Consider the following 20,371-nt stretch of genomic DNA (forward strand, 5'->3'; position numbering starts at 1 on the left):
ACCTTAGGTGTAAATTCAAGTTCGATAACCATGGATGTGGACGTTGGATAAAAGCCAAATTCAGCTCAAAAATGAGCTAAGTGTCCTTGAGGGCAAAATAAAGTCAGACCCACAATATGTGTTTCGAAAAGCCAAAGACTGTCGTAACCGCGCGAAGCAACGATCTTTTATTGAAGGCGAGATATCAGCACTGATCATCATGTCTCATGCCTATTGGTGTGAGATGGACTACCGACAAGGCTTGAAATTCGCAGAAGAAGCATTACAACTTCAAAATCAACAAGATACTGACGAATTATTACCTCAAATCTTGCATTTATTTGCTTTACACCATTGGGGCAAAGCAAAATATTACACCGCTCAGCAATATTGGATTGATGCACTAGAAAAGTCCGCGTTATCTGACAACACAGAGATCCAAATTGAAGCTCTAATTGGCTTAGGTAATGTGTGGCGTATTACCAATGAGTATAATCTCGCTGCCTCTACTCATGAACTCGCTGTAAAAGTTGCGAATAATTCCAGGCTGCCATGGTTAGAAGGTAAAGCACTAATTTTATTAGCTTGGGACTATTACTTACTCGAAAAGTTTCTTGAAATGCTTACCGTCCTAGATAGTGCAGAAGAATGCTTAATCGCTCATAACGATTGCACATGGCAAGCTGAAATCCTAGATTTTAAAGGCCTAGCTTTACTAGGACTGAAACGTTTAGATACGGCGGAAATCGTTACAAAACAAGCTTACAAAATGGCGATTGAGCACGACTTGGTCTGGATGAAAGCACATTCCTTTATCACAAGAGCAAGATTAGAATTATTGCGAAAAAATACTACAAACGCTGCAAAGCTATTACAAATGGCCGAGCAATCTGCTTCTACCTTTGATAATGGTGAACTCTTAAGTCAAATTTGTTTTCAGCAATCGCTAGTCGCCGAAGAACAAGGTAAATATAAGCTTGCCTACAAAGCTTTTCAAAAACATCGCCAATATGCAATCAAACAGCTTAAAGAACAAACCCATCGAGTCAATCTTGATAAAACCCGTGCTTCAAAACGTCAGTTAGAGCAGCAAGCAAGAAAATTAATCAACCACATCCGTTTGCAATATGAATACAATCCCAAAAAGCAATTTACTAATGTCGTATCTGAGACCTATTGGTGGGAACAATTAATCCTTTTTAAAAGTAAGCTTAACGGTGCAAATTACTCTGTCATCATGATTCATCATTCCAATCCCGCTTTTTTAGATATATGTACAGAATTGATTCATTCACTTACAACCTCGAATGATTTAATTGCTCGGCTCAGTGGAAAAAAATTAGCAGTCTTAATTGCTGAGAAAGGTTTGGCAGCTGAATCCCTATGTAAGACTATCGGTGGTATGCTGAAACTCTACCCTTGGCAGCGGCGTGGATTAAAAGGCCCTAATCCTACTCTCTATTTGCAAGACATCTTAACTTTCCCGCTTACTTTAGAGCAATTAGAACAAAGTCACATTGAGGTGATGAAAAATGGAAAAACTGCTTAAAAAAGTCACAGAAGCAGGATTAAATCCCACTTCCGTAACTGGAGAAGAAGCCATTGTTTTATGGCAACACATTAAATTAAATATAGCATCGACAGATAAAGAAAAAGCACATTGTTATTTCATAAGCGCAGAGTACAGAAGTAAGCTGAAGCAACTTATCGAAAGTACAGATGAATTAAGACTTGCCCTTGAATTACTCAAATTACCAAATGATGTAGATGATATTCTATCAATCAAAGCCAGTCTCAGTGAACGTTTAGTTGATTTGGGACAGTATAATCAGGCCTTGATAGAATATACTTCATCCATGAGTTTAGCCGTCGAGCATGGCAGTATTGAGTTCTATGTGCTTGCAATATTGGGCATGGGTAACCTGTGTGAAATTTACGGTGATCATCAACGCGCACTACGTTATTACCAAAGAATTGAAACAATCGCTCATGCGATTAATCATCGACCACTGAAACTAAAATATAAATTGTTTATTTTGGCATGTATGATTAATTTAAAACAATTTTCTCAAGCATCTGCTGTATTAAATCAATGTGAAGAGCTCAGTAACTTGGTGAACGATAAAAACCTCACAGGTCAAGTCCTCCTTTATAGCGCGAAGCTTTATCGACTCCAAAAAGATTATCAACAAGCATTACTGACTCTTTCCCGGATACAGTATGACGTAGGGAGCCACCATACTTATTGGCTTTCCATTATGGTTAAACTTGAGATTTCCTATAGCTTGAGTAAAGTCGGACACAGACCATTATCCAACATGCTTTTGGCATCGATTGAAAAACGAATCAACAAAGCAGACTCACCACTTGTGGCACAATATTTCTATAATGCCAAAAGCCAAATATGTGCAGCTCAACGCAATTTTAAACAAGCACTTCATTATGAAAAAAAAGCATTTCAGATTGAATCTGAACTTGTAAAAAACATTCCGATCAGTGATCTTGGTCCAACACAGTTAAGGCGCCTCACTCGCTATGAACTACAGCTCAAGTTAATTTTGTCTGAAATAGAAAATAAAGAATTAAAAGAAACAACTCAACAGCATAAAAATGCCGTTGCTCAACTTCAACAAGATGCCTTGACTGACCCATTAACCTCCCTACATAATCGACGCTGGTTGGAATTAAAAGTCAAAGAGCTAAAGTTAAGTGAAAGTTCATTTGCTTTACTTGTCATTGATATTGATCATTTTAAATCGATTAATGATGAACTCAGTCATCTCATCGGTGATAAGGTAATTAGACAAGTATCTAAAGAGCTAATTCGTTATTTTCAATTTCCTGACTGCCATTGCATCCGTTTTGGTGGCGAAGAGTTCTTGGTCATTTTAGAAAATACTAACCTAGCAAAAGCCTCTGTGCACGCTGAATGCTACCGAGTACAAGTCCACCAATTTAATTGGTACGCTATTTTAGGCGAACGTGACGTCACCGTATCAATCGGTGTCACTTTGCATCAAAAAGGTGAAAATACACAACGAACATTTTATCGCGCCGATCAAGCTCTATATAGAGCAAAAGCTAAAGGTCGTAACCAGATTTGCTCAGAGCTTTGATATAAAAACCAATGATACTGTCGATAATTATTGTTTAGTCACTATTTCGACAATGTTTCCCATTTTTAGATCATGGCCTTATAAATACAATAAAGTGAATAAAACTATCGATTAATATTCTTTGTCGCATCTCTTATTTATTTGGGTATACTGGTCGAAAAATTGATTCAGAGCGGTCTAATATATGAAAAAAAGTATATTGTTTCTTTGTACTGGTAACTCTGCGCGCTCTCAACTTGCAGAGGCTCTTTTTAATAATATGTCAGGGGAACACTTCCACGCAGATAGTGCTGGATTTCAGCCAAGCGAAGTGGATCCAAGAGTTCACCATATCCTACAAAATTATAATATTTGTAGTAAAAACCTAAGCTCTAAAGACTTCGCTGATGTAGAAGATAATAAATATGACTTTGTTATCTCTCTTTGTGATAATGCCAAGAATGAATGTTCTCCTTTTGATCAGGACATTCATCAGCTACATTGGAATTTAGAGGATCCAAAACCCCTTGAAGGAACCGAGCCCTTCCAAAAAACAGCAGATGAACTGATTAATCTCATTAATCTATTTTTGCTCATCAACAATGAAGATCGTGATATTCATTTAGATCCTAGTGCGTTCTTTAAACTAATGAGCGACCCTCTACGTTTAAAAATACTAATGTTGCTTGAGGATGAACAGGAATTAACCGTAACTGATCTTAAGATTGCTTTGGGAGAAAGCCAGCCTAAAGTTTCTCGTCATTTAGCTTTGCTTAGGGATACGACCTTCCTAAAAGATACCAGGCAGGGTTTATGGATCCACTATCGCCTATCACCTGCACTTCCTATTTGGATAAAACATATGCTGAGGATTGTTCGTATAGGTAACCCTGGGATAATTAACCTTGAAAAAAATCGATTGAAGTCAAGTAAACGAGCTTTATTATAATAAAGTACTATGAGAGAAAATAAACTTAAGATAGTAGAATAGGTGTGACAGGGTAACATACTTGCACTATATAGTTATTATCTATTGCCATACTCTTAGCTGAATTAGCTTCATACCTGATTGTATTTATACCAATACACAATACGTAAAAACCCCTCACCAAAAGTGAGGGGTTTGATTTAACTAAGACAAAGGGGGATTTTTGTCGTTAAAGCTTAGAAGTCGTAACGTAGACCTAGTGCTAGCTCGTCTTGATCTTCTACATCGTCGTTGTCTAGTAGGTCGAAGTTGTAAGACGCGTAGCCACGGAAGTTAGGCTTGAAGTAGTAAGTTACGTCGATTGCCAGTGCGTCAACTATTTCGTCGTTTTCAACATCAGCATTGTTGTATGATGCAGAGAATACAGTTTTGTTCATTGTGTAAGCTGCTGCAAGTTCAAATGCTTCGTAGTCTGAATCTTGGAAGTCACCACCAGTAAAGTTACCAGCCATGTAGAAGTTACCGATTGTGTAACCTGCTACAATCATGTACTCATCCATGTCTTCCTGATCTGCGTAACCAGCACCAACTTCAAAGCCAGTGTCCGCAAATGCGTAAGTTCCAGATAGTGAGTAACCATCTGTGCCGTTACCTTCTTCGTTACCTTGACCTTCAAAACGGTAGCTTGCTTTTAGACCTAAGTTATCAAACTGACCTTTGTACGAAAGCATGTTGTCAGCACGGTATGCTAGTGGAAGTAGTCCTTCAGTAATAATAGCTTGGCTACCACCGTGGTAAGACATGATATCAGTGAAGTCAGTAAGAACTTGAAGAGCACCGTCGTTTTTACCGTAAGTAATCTCACCGAATTTACCGCCCATACCAGCGTAAACGTAACGGTTATCAATCTCATCACCAGCAGCTGTGAATTCACCTTCCCAGAAACCAACACCGTATAGACCGTTGCTGTTGATTTCTTGCTTACCTAAGAAGTTAAGACGAACGCGAGACTTATCTGCACCTTCACCATCTTTAACAGATAGACGAGCTTCCGCACGACCACCCATTTCTAGAGTGCCACCATTTTGGTTGTATAGTTCTGTTGCGAATGCTTGTGAGCCAGCTGCTGTAAGAGCCACTGCTACTGCTAGAGTTTTTAATTTCATTTTGTTTTCCATACCATTGTTTTATCGACAGTCTCCCATTTCTAGCACAATGATATCGTGCTTGATAAGAAGACGAGATAAATGGTAACAATTTTAGAAAATGACGCAACAAGTTGAATAAACAGGCTTTATTTTCAAAGTGACTATCAAAATAGGTAAAGCAACAGGTAGAAAACTGACAGACTGTCAGCTTGGCTGATCATAATCGCTTACAGACACAAAGTTTTTACACTCTTTATTATGAAATAACATAAGAAAGTGCGCACCAGATCACAAAAAAATAGGGAACTTACTTCATATAGAATAGAGTTCTTAATCGTTAGGGATGTTCAAAGCGACACTCATGATATTCAGACAAACAAAAATCGTTAGAGTTCATATTAAAATAAAAAATCTCCAGAGAGCTCAATACTAACTAGAGATTTTTGTATTAGGCTTTTGCAGCCAACTTTAAACTCTTTAATGATATCACTTTTATTTCAGCCTGTTATTTTCTCAAAGCATTCAATTTTGCTTGAGCTAAGCCAAATATAGTGTCAATTGGATAAGAACCTTCATCTGTAGCCATGCCAGCCAATTTACCTGTAAACAACTCGACCGCTTCAGTCACATGATCAATTGCCCAAATATGAAAGTCACCCTTTTCAACTGCTTTAACAATATCCGGACGTAACATTAAGTTATGCACATTAGAACGGGGAATAATGACTCCTTGCGTTTCATGACGCCCTTTGATCATACATACATCATAAAAACCTTCTATTTTCTCATTCACACCACCAATAGGCTGAGCCTCACCAAACTGATTCATTGAACCTGTGATCGCAATATCTTGTCTATTTGGCTGTCTAGAGAAAGCCGATACAACAGCACAAAACTCAGCCATACTGGCGCTGTCACCATCAACACCACCATAGGATTGTTCAAAAGTAATGGTTGTCGTTAAAGGAACTCGGGCTGTTTTACCAAATACAGAAGACAAGTAAGCCGATAGAATCATCACCCCTTTTGAGTGAATACTACCACCAAGGTCGACGCTCCTTTCAATATCGATAACTTCACCATCACCATAGCAAGTTGTTGCGGTAATTCGATTTGGTGCACCAAACATATGGTCGCTCGTACTTAACACCGATAAAGCATTTACCTGCCCCACTGCTGAACCTTCTGTTCGTAGTAAGGTCGTGCCATTTACAAACGTTTCCATCACACTGTCTTGTAAGCGACTGACTCTCATTGTCTGGTTACCCAGAGCTTCTTCAACATGCCCAATACGAATCATGTTTGAATTGGCCTGACGAGCGACATAATTTGATTCACGCAGTAAATTGGCAATATTGGCAGAATGTAATGAAAGCTTGGTTTGATCTCCTGACAAACGAGAGCTGTACTCAATAATACGAGCAATGGCTTTTTTGTCACAATGAAGCATGTTGTTATCATTAACAACACTAGAAATAAATCGGGCATACTGCAGTTCAGAGTCAGGTGTACGTATCATCTCATCTTCAAAATCGGCAGTAACACGAAACAATTCAGCAAATTCTGGATCATAATGCTGCAACAGTTGATAAGTACGATAATCACCAAATAAGATAATTTTGATGTCTAAAGGAATAGGTTCTGGATCAAGGGATACCGCTCCTGTCAAAGTTACTTCTTTTTCTAAAGAGGTAAAACTGAGTTGTCTTGAACGAAGAGCTCGCTTTAAACCGTCCCACACATAAGGCTGTTCAAGCACTTTTTGTGCATCCATCAGCAATACACCACCATTGGCTTTATGTAAGCTTCCTGCACGAATCAAAGAGAAATCTGTAAAGACAGTCCCTTTAAATGTTGCCGTTTCAATAGAGCCAAACAAAGAGTGATAGTTCGGGTTCTCCTCAACTACAACCGGAAAATCCCTGTTCTTTCTACCGACTAAAACGTTGACTTTGTAACGTCTCGGTAGCTTTTTATCTAGAGATGCTGTAGCCATTTCACCTTGTTCAGCACTTTGCTCTAAGAAGATTTCTACATTGTCAACAATGTCTTTTTGCAACTCAGTCAAGTAGGTTTTAATTTCAGAGTAACCTGCGTAATCCAGCTTGAGTTGCTTAATAAAGTGCGCAATTACGTCCAATGTGACGTCATCATTAAGTTTTTTAATCTTATCGCTAAATGATTCTTCCCATTCCGTTAACTCACGTACCATTCCTCTTAAGCTGACTTCCAGTTCATCGATGCTGCTAGAAAAATGCTCTTGCTCTTTTTTACTTAGAGCATCAAACGACTCTTCAGTGTGAAGTTCCTCCCCATCCATGGCGACAAACTGGTAATCGCCTTGTGCTGTGATAGTCAAACTGATGCCTTTTTCTTTAGCTTCTTTACTTATACTATCAAGCTCAAGTTGTTGTTTATTCGCTAACTGGTTTTTAAGTCTATCCGCACGGCTATAGTACATTTCATTATCAAAGGCGAGGGGAATCGCATTGAGTAGTTTTCTCATTAATTTTTCGATGTCACCTTTTAAGCAGCTTCCGACTCCACATGGCAACTTAAGTACTTTAGGTGTGCGTGTATCCTCAAAGTTAGCAACATAGCACCAATCAAATAAGCTTGCTTCATCATGCTGATGGCGATTTAAATAGCGCAGAATCATTGTACGCTTTCCTAGACCATTCTGACCTATCGCATATATATTGTAACCTTTCTCCTTAATCGACATAGCAAACTCAACCGCCTTTTGAGCTCGTTCTTGCCCAACGATTTCGTCAATTGGAGGAAGTTCCTTGGTTGACTTACATGGCATATTTTCTAACTCAGCAACAGAATATAGCTGTTTAGGGTCTAACCTTTGTCTTGCCATATGCGTCTCCTTAACTTTTATTGTCATTTTGTAAGTGTAGAGACTATTTACTTAAATTTAAGTGATTTATCTTCAACACTGGTGTATTTGGACACTTTACAAGCAACCATATGGTTATTACTACAGTAAGAGTGAATTAAATCCTCAATTTCCCCTTTCAAACGCTATATTCATAAGTAAATCATCTCTCTTTAGACTATGATCTTTTCGTCTAATCCTATGTATTTTCAGTGAAATTTTATAAATTCTACTCCAAAAGACGAAGTTTCTGACACACTTCACTTGTCCTCATCAATATCCACTCTAATAAATCGAAGAACCATCAGTATATAAAATAGGTATTGATTTAATTCAATGATCTCATCAATAATTAAGAGTTAATAATATCAGCAAGGTAGTCAACATAAAAAAATAGCATTTAAACTTAAATAAATAATCATATTTAATCATAAAAAAAGGTAATCATGAGTAATGACTGAGGTTATTACAGGGATAATTAAGATAATTAAAAACATGAAAAAAATAGTAAAAAAAATATCAGATTATATCAAACATCATCTCATTACGATGATTGTGGTTGCGATAGTTTATAATATAAACATCACGAGTTCGTATGGAAGTATTTTGCAAAATGAGCATATTGATGTTTCCCAGCAATGCTCTTATATGTCTGATAATAGCACTTTGCATAATATTTCAGTACCAAGCAATTTCGCGACACTTCGATCAATTCCTGCCTATACTATTGTCGCAACTAATTATACTAATTGGGCAAATTGGTTAGACTCAGGTAATTGGGGGTGGCGAAATAATGGAATATATCAATCCGTATATAACTGGGCATATTTCGATGAAAATGAATCTATTGTACGAAGCTTCGCGGCAGAGAGAGAAGGCAGTAATATCTATTTAGCTATTCCTACAGCTACCTCTGTAAATGGCTTAAGTGGTTACGGTTACATATTCACACTGATTTCTGGTGATTCTAATTATCGATGTATAGAGCCAATTTTTGCTATCAGTATTTCTGATAGTGGTGAAGTACATTCATTTTCTTATGATATTCCGTTTAATCAATGGCATATCGCTGACAATATGGATTATAAAACATTTGTCAACGAAGGTATTGAAGGAGAAAGAGCTGAGTTAACAATAAAACATGTATATAACAGCCTCGAATATTTAAATAGCCGAGATAACCTTATAAACATAAATTCTATCGATATATCAAGAACACCTTTTAGTTTACTTGGTATGAATTCATCCATGGTTATTTATGACCCTGAAGTTTCTCGAATAAATTTTTCCACCATCAGTCTTTCAGAATATAAGCAACCATATTATGGCAATCAAATTTTTACTAGTCATCGTTGGGGAAGGGAAAGTTCAGGATCATACGAATATGTGATAAAGCATATACAAGAAGATCCTATTCAAGGTACTCCCGAACACTTTATTGCGATTGCTCCACTAAAAGATGGAAGTTCTGCCGTTGTCAAAGTTAGATTTGAGCGCCAAGATTCACATGAACTTTTCCTAACAGTTGAAACTTTACTTACCAGTGTCATCGAGCAACATTATAGGTATCAGAGCGATGATGCCGCCAAATTTTTATATGAAAATATCAGTGACGTCACTTTAGAAAAACTACGAAGTGAAATTCTTCCAGATGACTACTTAGATTCACCTAGTTTATATGGATTAGACCTTCAACCTAGCACAATTCAAGTGGGCAATTTATCAATAATGATAAATGCCTATGAAGAAGCCCAAACGAATGCAAGATTAAAGGGTAACTACTACGGTGCTCAAAAAGTTCAAAATATAATCAATGAACTAAAGAGCTCTAGATATAACATTCGACTATCTGAGCTGCAAAATGAAGCTATTTCTTTTGCAATCGGTGTTATAGGCGACGCGATCTCTGCAGCGATTTCGAAGCCTAGGGTAATAACTGGTGACGCAATTGTCCCTATTAATAGCTCGGATGAAAGCTATATCCATGGGCCTAAATTTCGTCAATTTAAATCCGGTCCTCCCCTTCCAGAATTTGGTGGATTGCCAGAAGCACAAGATCTAGAAAACAACCCTATTATTACTAGGCAGAGTAGAAAAGTAGCGGTTGGTTTTGTTGATGGGCGATACCAACTCATTACCAGAAAATCGGACCATACCATGGTGATTTATGACCCTCAGTCATTAGAAGGGGGTTATGCAAACATCGTCAAATCCGGACCTAACTCATTTATGCGGATAGGTTTAAAAGGTGGTGGCGCGACTCTTGACCAAGAGCCTCAAATTGTACCTGGTGGGGGATTACACAAGCATGAGCAGCACAACGGCCATCTAATTGCACTCCACGTAAGGAAAACAGTTGCAGATTTACGGGCACGTTTAAGAGATAAACGTTATTTGTCAGCAGCATCAAGTTTCACCGATCTAGACATTGCAGAAAGGTCAGTTGCCAAGGCACTCAATAGTAAAAGTAGCTCCATTAACAACTTTTTGACTAGAAAGGAAAATAGGCATGTCATATATTATGATTATGGCTCACCAGTCGGAATGGTCGTTAAGCGCGGCTCGCTGACACCTATCTATACATCAAAACTACAAGTCGTCTTGGAATATTGTCCAGCGTCACCAGTCGGCTATAGAATCGTTACAGGGTACCCAACCATATGACATTTAAATGTATACGCTATTTCATATCAGGATACTTCCATCAGGACTGGTATATTTATGGTTCAACGGATAAGGAGATTATTAAATATTTCATCCAGAAAGAGTCTCTTGTTCAGGTGAACACATTGGTCTCTGAACTGGAGAATCTATCAGCACTCGATATTGATAATAACTTGGCAGAAAAAATATTAATAGAATCTGGCTGTGGGTATTATTATCAAGCAGATAGCCTGAGTGCACTTGAATGGTTGTTAAATATTAAATATTTGTTAAAAATAACCCTAGACGAGCACCTCTCATAAAGGTTTTCTGTAAAAATAGTGATTATCAGTGACGGCCATTAGGCCGTCTTACTTTTATACAACAAATCAATAGATAGAATACAAGTCATTCTAAATAAGCGGTTCTCTATTGCCATTTAATACCAATTCATCAGGACATTAAAGCACGTAGGCCGATACTAGAAACGTTGATGATAAAGTATTAGTAGTAACACAAACATTGCTTTCAATAATTTCGTAACGTCCATTAAAATTAGAATTGACAATATAAATCACAATCACAATCACAATCACAATCACAATCACAATCACAATCACAATAAAATTATCTGCTGTTTTTTTTATAAAGATATTCAGTTCAAATTTTATTAAATTATTTATTGCTTTAGCGAGATCAAATTAACATTTGATTAACATTTCGTTCGCAAAGTCATTTTTAATATTTAGGATTTTCTCAACGTAACATCGATACTCTAATGAATGAAAGGTTGCAATTACCATGAAGAAAACGCTGAGACTCTCTTTTATAAATATAGCTATTTTAGCTGCTTCTAACTCTCTTTCTGCACAAGCTGTTGAAAATACTGATTCACCTTATGCCGTAAACTCCCCTTACATAACAAACGTCAAAGGTACTATTGTTGAAGATTATTCAATCAAAAAGAAACCTAAACCCATGCACTCTATTTTGCATTTTTTAACACCGCCGGTAGAAAGTCAGCAAGATTGGTTTAACCTTTCAGCAACATCATCCAACGTGCAAGGTGTTGGTTCTAATTTTGTTTATGAAGCATTATTACCTCCAGCAATACCAAAAACGATCATCGTGGCCGTCTTAGATTCTGGTGTCGACATCGAGCATGAAGACTTAAAGAATAAGCTTTGGATCAATCAACATGAAATCCCTGATAATGGAATCGATGATGATAACAACGGATATATTGATGATGTTCACGGTTGGAATTTCCTTGGAAACCAGCATGGACAAAACGTTAATCAAGACACTCTAGAAGTGACTCGCGAATACAAAAAGTACCTTGATATTTTAGCAGAACAACAGCCGTTGGATGAAGACCAACAAGCGCACTACAAAAAGATTGAGCAAGATTTCCTACAAGCCATTAAAAACAACCGTACTGCTTTAGAGCGTGTTGAAGAAGTAATAGAACTTGCTCGAACGTACCAACAACAGATTTTAGATGTAGTCTCACACGACGATTTTAGCATCAATGGATTAATGCCTCTCATTCAACATGAATCTCCACTAGTTTCTGAAGCTGCAGGTAATTTGGTTAAACTTTTTGAGAATTGGTATTCCTTCGATTATTTAGATTCTCGCCATAATCGTTATCTAGAGTCATTGCAATATCATTACAATGTCAACTTCGATAGTCGTCAAATGATAGTTCAAGATGATATCAGTAATCCATGGGAGAAAGGCTACGGAAATAACCTCGTTAAAGGTCCGTCAGGCAGACATGGTACTCACGTAGCTGGAATCATTGCGGCTGAGCGTGGTAACGGGATTGGTATTGATGGTATTGCTCAAAATGTTGAAATTATGTCAGTTCGAGTAGTCCCCAATGGCGATGAACGTGACAAAGATATTGCTAACGCAGTTCGATATGCTGTTGATAATGGTGCTAATATTATCAATATGAGTTTTGGTAAAAGTTATTCCCCACGCAAGTTTATCGTCGATCATGCTTTTCGCTATGCGGCCAAAAAAGGGGTACTAATCGTTCACTCAGCCGGTAATAGCAGAAATGATAATGACTTAAAACCAAGTTTCCCAAATCGATTTGCTCAGCATGCTTGGTCACAGCCAATTGAAACTTGGATGGATGTTGGAGCTTCAGCAAAGTACGCTGACGAAAAACTGGTCGCACGCTTCAGTAACTTTGGTCAAAACAGCGTCGATATTTTCGCTCCAGGTTATCGTATTCTATCTACAACACCTGATAATACCTACGAGTCTCTCAGTGGCACAAGTATGGCAGCTCCAGTTGTTTCTGGTGTTGCAGCCTTAGTTTGGTCAAACTATCCAGATCTAACGGCCGTAGAATTGAAGTCTTTGTTAATGGAACAGTCTCGACTTTATTCAGGTTTGTTGGTGAAAAAGCCTTCTTCTCCAGCAGATCTCGTTCCATTTGAAACAATGTCAATTTCTGGCGGTATTGTTGATGCTGAAGCCATTTTTTCAAGTTTATCTGAACAACCATAGAACTCATAAGTATCAACTCAACGGGTATCGTTAGTGTTAATTTTTTAATACAAAAGGGGCATCAACAAATGCCCCTAGTTTTATATTTTTGCTGGGGTAATTGATTGCATTCTGTTAATGTTGACGGATTGAATAATAAAATCAAACCATAATTATGACGCCTTGGTTCTCTGAAATACAACAATATATATTAGCTAACCACCAACAATGGAGCAGTAGTGTTTTATTCATTACTGTTGCCAGTCTTTTATCTTGGGTGACATGGCGAATCCTGTGCTCTCGTCTTACTATCTTATTCGAGAAGACGCCCTTTAGATGGGATGACATGATACTCGCAGCTCTCAAAACCCCAGTCAGCGCACTTATCTGGTGTTGGCCTGCGACCGTCTCTTTAGGGATCATCTTACAAAGTGAACTCGATAGTCAAGTTAACTGGCTAAGTACACTGAAACTCCTACTAGTAATTTGTATGCTTGTATGGGCAGTATTACGATTAGTTAGTAATGTCGAAGCGCATATTCTGGCACAAAAGAAACGTGATGAAACCACGGTTCAAGCTATCGCTAAAGTGTTTCGACTGTTCTTTATTATCATTGGCGTAATGACTATTATGCAAGCCTTTGGCCTCAGTTTGTCCGGACTGCTTACCTTTGGTGGTGTGGGTGGCTTAATTGTAGGTCTGGCAGCAAAAGATCTACTTTCTAACTTTTTCGGTGGCATGATGATCTATTTTGACCGTCCATTCAAAGTCGGAGACTGGATCCGTTCACCAGATCGCCAGATTGAAGGTACCGTAGAGCGTATTGGATGGAGAATGACTTGTATCAGAACATTTGAAAAGCGCCCTATTTACGTACCCAACTCAGTTTTTAGCAGTATTGTGGTTGAAAACCCTTCTCGAATGTTAAATCGACGAATCTATGAAACCATAGGTCTACGCTACGATGATGCAGATAAGATACCATTGATCATAGACGCAGTTAGAGAGATGCTAAGCCAACATGATGACATCGATAATAACCAAACTTTAATCGTTAACTTCAATAAGTTTGGGCCATCCTCACTCGACTTCTTCATTTACACCTTTACTAAAACAGTGAACTGGGTACGCTATCATGAAGTCAAACAGAATGTATTAATGCAAGTTGTTGCGATAATTAAAGCACATGATGCCGATATCGCCTTCCCAACCCAAACGATCAAATGGGATCCTCAAGCGAAAAATGAGTCAATATTAAATATACCTAATAACTAAGCCATCACAGCTTGACTTCACCATTGATACCCAAGTAACTGCAAGCTGCTTGGGTATATCACGATAACCCTATTATTCTCACTTCAAATTATTATTTTGACGTCAAGCTATTATTGTGACATCAAGAAGTCAGCAACAGCTTGATAAGCAGGCAATGAGGTAGGATCAATGTCTGAATTCGAAGCGGTAGGATAGGAAGATAACCTCACAATTACCATTTCAGCGGTTGGGTCTACATAAATGGTTTGTCCGTGCACACCACGAGCAGAGAAAGCACCATTTTCATTATTCATCACCCACCACATACTTCGATAGCTGCCACCTTCAAGTGTTTTATAGCCAGCCTTGGCAAAGGCTTCTTTATCGCCTCCTTCCCTAATATTGGTGACTACTTTTTCGGGAAATAATCGTTGACCGTGTATTACTCCACCATTAAGCATCAGTAGCCCAATTCGTCCTAAATCGTGTAGACCTGCACTCAACCCTCCCCCAGCAAAAGGAACTCCTTTTGCATCAACGGTCATGTAAGCACTTTGTTCTGCGGCCATTTTAGACCAAATCCGCTCCGATAATAACTCTGCCATATTTTTACCCGTTACTTTTGAAATTATCCATCCTAAAGTATCTGAATTGACCGTTTTGTATCCGAAAGCTTCACCATGGTCGATAGTATCCTTCTTGAGGGTTTTTAGATAGGCAAAGTAACCATTTGGACCTTTGTAGCTTTTATCTTTTGGTAGTGGACTGGCTGCTTTTGAATAAACCCAAATATCTGCGTTAGGATCAGCATAGTCTTCACTGTATTTTAATGACGTTGTCATATCCATAACTTGTCTTACCGTAGCACTTCCAAAAGCACTATTTTTCAGGTCAGGAATGATTTTACCAACAAGAGCGTCCTCATCTAGTACTCCTTCAACGACCAAAATCTCTGATAACAAACCGGTCAGTGATTTAGTCATCGACATAGCGGCGTGCTGGTTTAGTTCATTGAGACAACCGGAGTAGGTCTCATAGACGATCTTTCCTTGATGTAAAATAAGCATACCATCAGTGTAATTGGCTGATAAAGATGCTTTCCAAGTCATAACCTTATCACTACCAATTGGGTTAAATATCACTTCATCGATAGCACTGTCTAAATTTTTATTTAGGGCAATAGGTGCACCTATACCCCGACTGACCTCTTTAGTTGGCATCAATTCACGAATATGACATACAGTCCAACGCATTTTAGGAAAACTAAAGAAATCTGACTCTGGCTGCATGATAAGTTTGTTCTCTGGTACGGGAAAACCTTCCATCCAGCCTAGTTTACTCGGCTCAGATTCACTCGCACTTAAAAAAAGATCCTTAGAAGAACTAGCCAAGCTCATGTGGCTATAAGTAACAGCAAGTAAAACCAGAATTACTTTAACAACTGACATAGAAGTAGACATGATCAAACCCTTTTTCTAGTTAATCGATCAAATAACAAGCATAAAAATGACTATACACATACCCAATTGAGTTCAAGATACTTAATTCAAAACAATATCACTGAGCCAAACTCGAAAGAGGTAACTCCTCGGAACAGCAGGCTTTTTCGTATTTTTATAAGAAAACGTTGTTTCTCATAAGCAGTTGACTCAATGACATAATTTAGAAAAATGTCGACGTCTTGCTGAAAGAAGAATCTTGGAGTTACTTAGGTACAAAAACTATTTTAAATGCTTATTACGCACACTGTCTTATTAAAAATCATTTTTGCCATAGGGTTCTCATTGCGTTGGTGTGCTTTCTCTTTCTTTATCTATTTTCCCTAATTCGTTCAACTTTTTGAATATAAACGTTTGAGACGTCAATATGTTTCCTTTCCTAAGGATAAAGAATTTAAACTAAAACTATTCAAAAAACTCTTTAAAAAATCTAATAACTTCAAAAAGCCAAAGAGACAGTTTTATTATTACTTTGTGTACGATTACTTATTTCAGAATAATTATTCTAAAGTTAATGCATTATTTTTATCCCACCCCATGGCTATTAATAAAAATACATATACATTAATGCATTAACTAATGGGTAAAAAACTACCGATTGTACTCAAATTTTTTGATTTTATGGCTATTCAAAAGGTTAAAATTATGGCTAAATTGGATCATGCAAAGTGATTTCAACACGCTTGACTCTAAGCTACATCACTAACTAAAAAATAAAAGACAATTGCAACATCATCTCAATTTAGCTAACACATAAAATTAATTTATAAGCAAAGCTTTAGATTATGTTGTTCTTGATTCACTGCCTTTTAGGCAATTGGCAATGTAAAAACTTTATATTTCCAAGGTATGTTCATAATTTAATAGCTCTGTCACATCTAAGGTTTTAAGTAGCTTCTTAGAATACAGTGTTTGAATCTACCTAAAAATATAACCACTCTCAAACTAGGTGACCTATGACGACAATCTTAGAGCAATTGCAACTATCTTTATCTATAACTGGTCCAATCTGCTTAATGTTATTATTGGGTATTCTATTCAAACGTGTTGGTTTAATTAACGATAACTTTATTGAAATAGGTGCTAAATTGGTTTTCCAAGTCACCTTACCGACCATGCTTTTTTTAAGCATTGTTGCCTCTGAGCATAACTTTATTGCTGCTAAAAGTTTTGTTAGTTATGGCATTATAGCTACTGTGTGCTTTTTTATCTTCGCATACATTTCAGTCAAACTATTTTTTAGTTGCTCATCAGAACAAGGGGTCATCATTCAAGGAGCATTTCGCTCTAATACCGGCATTATCGGCATTGCTTATGTCACCAGCACCTATGGAGCACAAGGTATAGCCCTCGCAGCACTTTATATGGCTATCACAATTTTTCTATATAATATTCAAGCAGTTATTTGCCTCTCTCCTAAAAGTACAGCTTCAGGATCTCAAACGGCTAAAATGATGGCAAGAACCTTAACTAAAAATCCATTGATCATTGCTATAGTCGCAGGACTTTTCTGTTATTTGATGTCTATTCCTGTTCCCAGTATCGCAGTAGAAGCTGGTCATTACTTATCAAAGATGACTCTTCCACTCGCTCTTCTATGTATCGGAGGTTCTCTTAATCTAAATTCAATGAGACAGGAAAAAGCACCTTCATGGTTTGCCAGCAGTTATAAACTCATGATAGCGCCAATCGCCATTACTTCAGGAGCTTATTTTATGGATTTTAGAGGAGTTGAACTTGGAATATTATTTTTTATGAATGCCTCTCCTGTAGCTTCTGCAAGCTATGTAATGGCTCGTTCAATGGGAGGAAATGCGGTTTTGGCTGCCAATATCATCGCATTAACAACGGTACTCTCTACTATCACATGCACTATAGGGATCATGATTTTGAATACATTGGAACTAATTTAAACTCTTTTCCTTGGAAACATGCTTAAACAACCAATCCATTATGATAAGTAGGCAGCAAAATGTCTTTCATTAAAGCATTGTATTACTAGTACTACTATAAGAATTTTTGAATGACAAAAGTGTAACTGTTAAATATTAGTTTAATACGCCTATCTTTAGGAATTAATAACTTAAAATCCTTTATCTCGCTTGATTAAATCTGATCGATTAAAACATTAACCAAATTTTGTTTTACAGATAGCAAACAGTTACCATCTTGAAATTTTAATTAGTTCTCAGTGAGCAATAATTTCATTAAGAAACAGTTAGATCGCGAATTTATTAATATTATGATGACTCAAAACCCGTTAGCCAAAATGTGCGGAAATGTGTTTTTGGGAAAAAGATTTTAAGGGAAGCATTTGAACATCTTCTTCCCAAGCATATTGCGTGGCGGCAAAAAGAGCAGTTTTCAGATGGAGTTGGCTATTCTTGGATCGATAGAATTTGTTGGTCTATACACGAGGCTGAATATCAATTTGAAGCATACATCTTACCTATTCCTATTAACCATCAAAAAAACGCCCTGAACCTCAAAATCCACCAGATGATTCAGCCATCTTGGATGAGCTGTCTTGGAGTGCATTAGTCTTGATAAGTAACTTTACTTTTGATCATAGTTTCGCTTTTTCTTGTGCTGGTGATAAAGATTTCGGAATTAATTATTAAAAACAAGAAGCATGTCATTGAATCATAATATATTCGACCAAAACAGCATAGTTAGTAATTAATTTGAAATCATTATCTATCGTTTAGATATAAATTTAGCATATCACCTGAAAGGGCAACACTGTGACTACATGTTTAGATAAAATAGCCTTATCTAAATAACTCAAAGTTCATATGTTTTTTTTCCATTGTATCAACAAACTAAGATTGAGGATTATAAAGGAATAACAATTTTTCAAGAATTAATAACAATGCCTCGAAATGAATAACGATTGCTTAAGAAAGCTTACTAGTGCAAAAAAAGCGCAGTACTGGCTGCGTACTGCGCAAAACAACGAAGAAACAACGTGGTTTCATCTTTAATACGTCAAAGCAAAACAATGAGATCAATCTTGGATATCTTTATTTTCTAACAACGTGCCAAACCCTCTAGTGAATACCTTCCTGATTACTCGATTTAGAAACGGGTAGTTGGGGTAAACTAGATGTCTTTGGAGAGAATAACCTAGTGGGCTTGTCCATGAAATTTATCTAGCCTGATCATATCAACGTAGCTAGTGGACTGTGAGTTAGTTGTAAAAAACCATGAGTACATTATTAATGTAAACTCATGGTTTCGTAACTAATAATTTCGAGTAATCAAACCCATCACTGGTACGTTATGTTTACCAAAGTGGAGAGTAACTGATTTTGTTTCATCTTGGGTGAAACTACCATCTTGTTCAATGGATACAGGTGAAACATAGTTTTGCCCACCAAAATAAGCTTTAATCTGAGAGGGTTTCAGTTTGACCCCACTGAAGGAATTGTTAGTAATGAGCACCTGTACCATACGCTCTCCATCAGCACTGCTGTAAATATCATACTTATCTATGACAAAGTAGCTATGTGAAGGTTTATCCTTATTGTACTTTGGTTCCGGAGTATGTTCAGGTGGATAGACAGTACGTTCAAATCGCATTGTATCTTTAGCCTGTGCAATACTTTCTTCAATATTACCTATTTTATTCTTTACATCCTGAAGATCATTCGTCTCTTGTTGATTATTGGCATACACGCTAAAAGCTCCAATGAGCATGGCTGCGATTAACCCTGTTTTTGCTAGCATTACAGTATTCCTTTGAGCGTTGATTAATGTTTAACTTTATACCATAAAATCTTGTTGTTTATCTTAACTTTTGTTAACAAGATTTTATATTATATAAGTAACCAAGAATAACCCTTGGAAATCCTTTAAACATCAGAAATTGGTCGTTAAAATGATTTTAATCAGAATAATACGGACAAAATCATGACAATAAATCAGTTGCTCATTTCGCTTGAGCAATATCACCTAGAAGTGTTGATATACCTTGCTGCTATACCTTTAATTTCTTTGTTCTACAACCTACTAAATAAGCCTGTGCAACGAATCAAAGCTCCACATAAGTATGTCTACTCTCTCCTCATCTATGCGGCTGCTATTCCTGGTGCGATTGGTTTTGTGTTAACCGCTTATACATTATTTTTCACACGGACAAGCTTGTTAAATGTGAATTATACTTTCTACTTTCTTACGATCATTTCGATGATCGTAAGCCTTCTGATTATTTCTAAAGACACTAACCTTAGGTATATCCCTGGTTTTGGGCGCATTATAGGGCTGTTTCTGATGTTAGCTCTGTCGATGTTTTGTGCACTGATGTTGATGAAAGTAAATCTATTTGTCGGCTTTATGGCCTCATTTGAGTATGTGGTTGTAGCCATCATCGCCATATTTATCTTGATTAAGCTTTCTATCAGAAAAATCACAGGTAAATAGCTGTCACGGATTC

The 20,371-nt window shown here is 37.2% G+C and carries 13 protein-coding genes and 1 pseudogene; 10 read left to right on the plus strand and 4 right to left on the minus strand.

Translation table 11 applies throughout. The annotated features are described in order from the left end of the window. Nucleotides 1-43 precede the first annotated feature (43 nt). From VSA01S_RS13945 to VSA01S_RS13955, 3 genes are all read left to right on the plus strand, one after another. The gene (locus tag VSA01S_RS13945; RefSeq protein ID WP_039981132.1) at nucleotides 44-1,528 is read left to right on the plus strand and encodes a tetratricopeptide repeat protein; all 1,485 of its coding nucleotides are present in this window, start codon (nucleotides 44-46) and stop codon (nucleotides 1,526-1,528) included. Next, nucleotides 1,512-3,095 carry a tetratricopeptide repeat-containing diguanylate cyclase gene (locus VSA01S_RS13950; RefSeq protein ID WP_039981111.1) on the plus strand — a complete coding sequence of 528 codons (1,584 nt, stop codon included), beginning with the start codon at nucleotides 1,512-1,514 and terminating at the stop codon, nucleotides 3,093-3,095. Before VSA01S_RS13945 ends, VSA01S_RS13950 begins: the two co-directional genes overlap by 17 nt. Nucleotides 3,096-3,279: 184 nt before the next feature. Then, nucleotides 3,280-4,023 carry a metalloregulator ArsR/SmtB family transcription factor gene (locus tag VSA01S_RS13955; RefSeq protein WP_039981109.1) on the plus strand — a complete coding sequence of 248 codons (744 nt, stop codon included), beginning with the start codon at nucleotides 3,280-3,282 and terminating at the stop codon, nucleotides 4,021-4,023. Between the two features lie 215 nt (nucleotides 4,024-4,238). Here VSA01S_RS13955 and VSA01S_RS13960 read toward each other — a convergent pair whose 3' ends face one another. Together VSA01S_RS13960 and VSA01S_RS13965 are read right to left on the minus strand one after the other, a co-directional pair. After that, nucleotides 4,239-5,168, minus strand: coding sequence for a porin (locus VSA01S_RS13960; protein ID WP_039981108.1), 930 nt, complete (start codon nucleotides 5,166-5,168; stop codon nucleotides 4,239-4,241). Between the two features lie 487 nt (nucleotides 5,169-5,655). Next, nucleotides 5,656-8,016, minus strand: coding sequence for a Lon protease family protein (locus VSA01S_RS13965; protein WP_039981105.1), 2,361 nt, complete (start codon nucleotides 8,014-8,016; stop codon nucleotides 5,656-5,658). A gap of 471 nt (nucleotides 8,017-8,487) precedes the next feature. Between VSA01S_RS13965 and VSA01S_RS13970 the strand changes: the two genes are divergently transcribed. From VSA01S_RS13970 to VSA01S_RS13985, 4 genes are all read left to right on the plus strand, one after another. Next, nucleotides 8,488-10,698, plus strand: coding sequence for an RNase A-like domain-containing protein (locus tag VSA01S_RS13970; RefSeq protein WP_050567338.1), 2,211 nt, complete (start codon nucleotides 8,488-8,490; stop codon nucleotides 10,696-10,698). Further along, nucleotides 10,695-11,000 carry a contact-dependent growth inhibition system immunity protein gene (locus VSA01S_RS13975; protein ID WP_039981103.1) on the plus strand — a complete coding sequence of 102 codons (306 nt, stop codon included), beginning with the start codon at nucleotides 10,695-10,697 and terminating at the stop codon, nucleotides 10,998-11,000. Before VSA01S_RS13970 ends, VSA01S_RS13975 begins: the two co-directional genes overlap by 4 nt. A gap of 478 nt (nucleotides 11,001-11,478) precedes the next feature. Beyond that, a complete protein-coding gene (locus VSA01S_RS13980; protein ID WP_039981100.1) occupies nucleotides 11,479-13,203 on the plus strand; it encodes a S8 family peptidase in 1,725 nt (574 codons plus the stop codon). Between the two features lie 154 nt (nucleotides 13,204-13,357). Beyond that, entirely contained in the window at nucleotides 13,358-14,458 is a 1,101-nt protein-coding gene (locus VSA01S_RS13985) for a mechanosensitive ion channel family protein (RefSeq protein WP_039981098.1), read from the plus strand. Nucleotides 14,459-14,568: 110 nt separating this feature from the next. On the opposite strand, the gene VSA01S_RS13990 is transcribed toward VSA01S_RS13985, so the two are convergent. Further along, a complete protein-coding gene (locus VSA01S_RS13990) occupies nucleotides 14,569-15,897 on the minus strand; it encodes a serine hydrolase domain-containing protein (RefSeq protein WP_102857643.1) in 1,329 nt (442 codons plus the stop codon). Between the two features lie 995 nt (nucleotides 15,898-16,892). Here VSA01S_RS13990 and VSA01S_RS13995 point away from each other — a divergent pair. After that, entirely contained in the window at nucleotides 16,893-17,849 is a 957-nt protein-coding gene (locus VSA01S_RS13995; RefSeq protein ID WP_039981096.1) for an AEC family transporter, read from the plus strand. A gap of 305 nt (nucleotides 17,850-18,154) precedes the next feature. After that, nucleotides 18,155-18,336, plus strand: a pseudogene (locus VSA01S_RS20355) (asparagine synthase-related protein); the annotation flags it as partial. An 843-nt stretch (nucleotides 18,337-19,179) separates the two neighbouring features. Here the strand turns inward: VSA01S_RS20355 and VSA01S_RS14005 are convergent. Next, entirely contained in the window at nucleotides 19,180-19,665 is a 486-nt protein-coding gene (locus VSA01S_RS14005; protein ID WP_039981093.1) for a hypothetical protein, read from the minus strand. Nucleotides 19,666-19,848: 183 nt separating this feature from the next. Here VSA01S_RS14005 and VSA01S_RS14010 point away from each other — a divergent pair, with 183 nt between their 5' ends. Continuing rightward, nucleotides 19,849-20,358: a hypothetical protein gene (locus VSA01S_RS14010; RefSeq protein WP_039981092.1), complete on the plus strand. Its 510-nt coding sequence runs from the start codon at nucleotides 19,849-19,851 to the stop codon at nucleotides 20,356-20,358. Nucleotides 20,359-20,371: the final 13 nt, after the last annotated feature.

The organism is Vibrio sagamiensis NBRC 104589, assembly GCF_007990935.1.
GTDB lineage: Bacteria > Pseudomonadota > Gammaproteobacteria > Enterobacterales > Vibrionaceae > Vibrio > Vibrio sagamiensis.

Bases quoted from the DNA above. Each gene is read 5' to 3' on its own strand.
- VSA01S_RS13950 (WP_039981111.1), top strand. From the start codon at position 1,512: ATGGAAAAACTGCTTAAAAAAGTCACAGAAGCAGGATTAAATCCCACT.
- VSA01S_RS13955 (WP_039981109.1), top strand. From the start codon at position 3,280: ATGAAAAAAAGTATATTGTTTCTTTGTACTGGTAACTCTGCGCGCTCT.
- VSA01S_RS13960 (WP_039981108.1), bottom strand. From the start codon at position 5,168: ATGAAATTAAAAACTCTAGCAGTAGCAGTGGCTCTTACAGCAGCTGGC.
- VSA01S_RS13965 (WP_039981105.1), bottom strand. From the start codon at position 8,016: ATGGCAAGACAAAGGTTAGACCCTAAACAGCTATATTCTGTTGCTGAG.
- VSA01S_RS13970 (WP_050567338.1), top strand. From the start codon at position 8,488: ATGACTGAGGTTATTACAGGGATAATTAAGATAATTAAAAACATGAAA.
- VSA01S_RS13975 (WP_039981103.1), top strand. From the start codon at position 10,695: ATGACATTTAAATGTATACGCTATTTCATATCAGGATACTTCCATCAG.
- VSA01S_RS13980 (WP_039981100.1), top strand. From the start codon at position 11,479: ATGAAGAAAACGCTGAGACTCTCTTTTATAAATATAGCTATTTTAGCT.
- VSA01S_RS13985 (WP_039981098.1), top strand. From the start codon at position 13,358: ATGACGCCTTGGTTCTCTGAAATACAACAATATATATTAGCTAACCAC.
- VSA01S_RS13990 (WP_102857643.1), bottom strand. From the start codon at position 15,897: ATGTCTACTTCTATGTCAGTTGTTAAAGTAATTCTGGTTTTACTTGCT.
- VSA01S_RS13995 (WP_039981096.1), top strand. From the start codon at position 16,893: ATGACGACAATCTTAGAGCAATTGCAACTATCTTTATCTATAACTGGT.
- VSA01S_RS14005 (WP_039981093.1), bottom strand. From the start codon at position 19,665: ATGCTAGCAAAAACAGGGTTAATCGCAGCCATGCTCATTGGAGCTTTT.
- VSA01S_RS14010 (WP_039981092.1), top strand. From the start codon at position 19,849: ATGACAATAAATCAGTTGCTCATTTCGCTTGAGCAATATCACCTAGAA.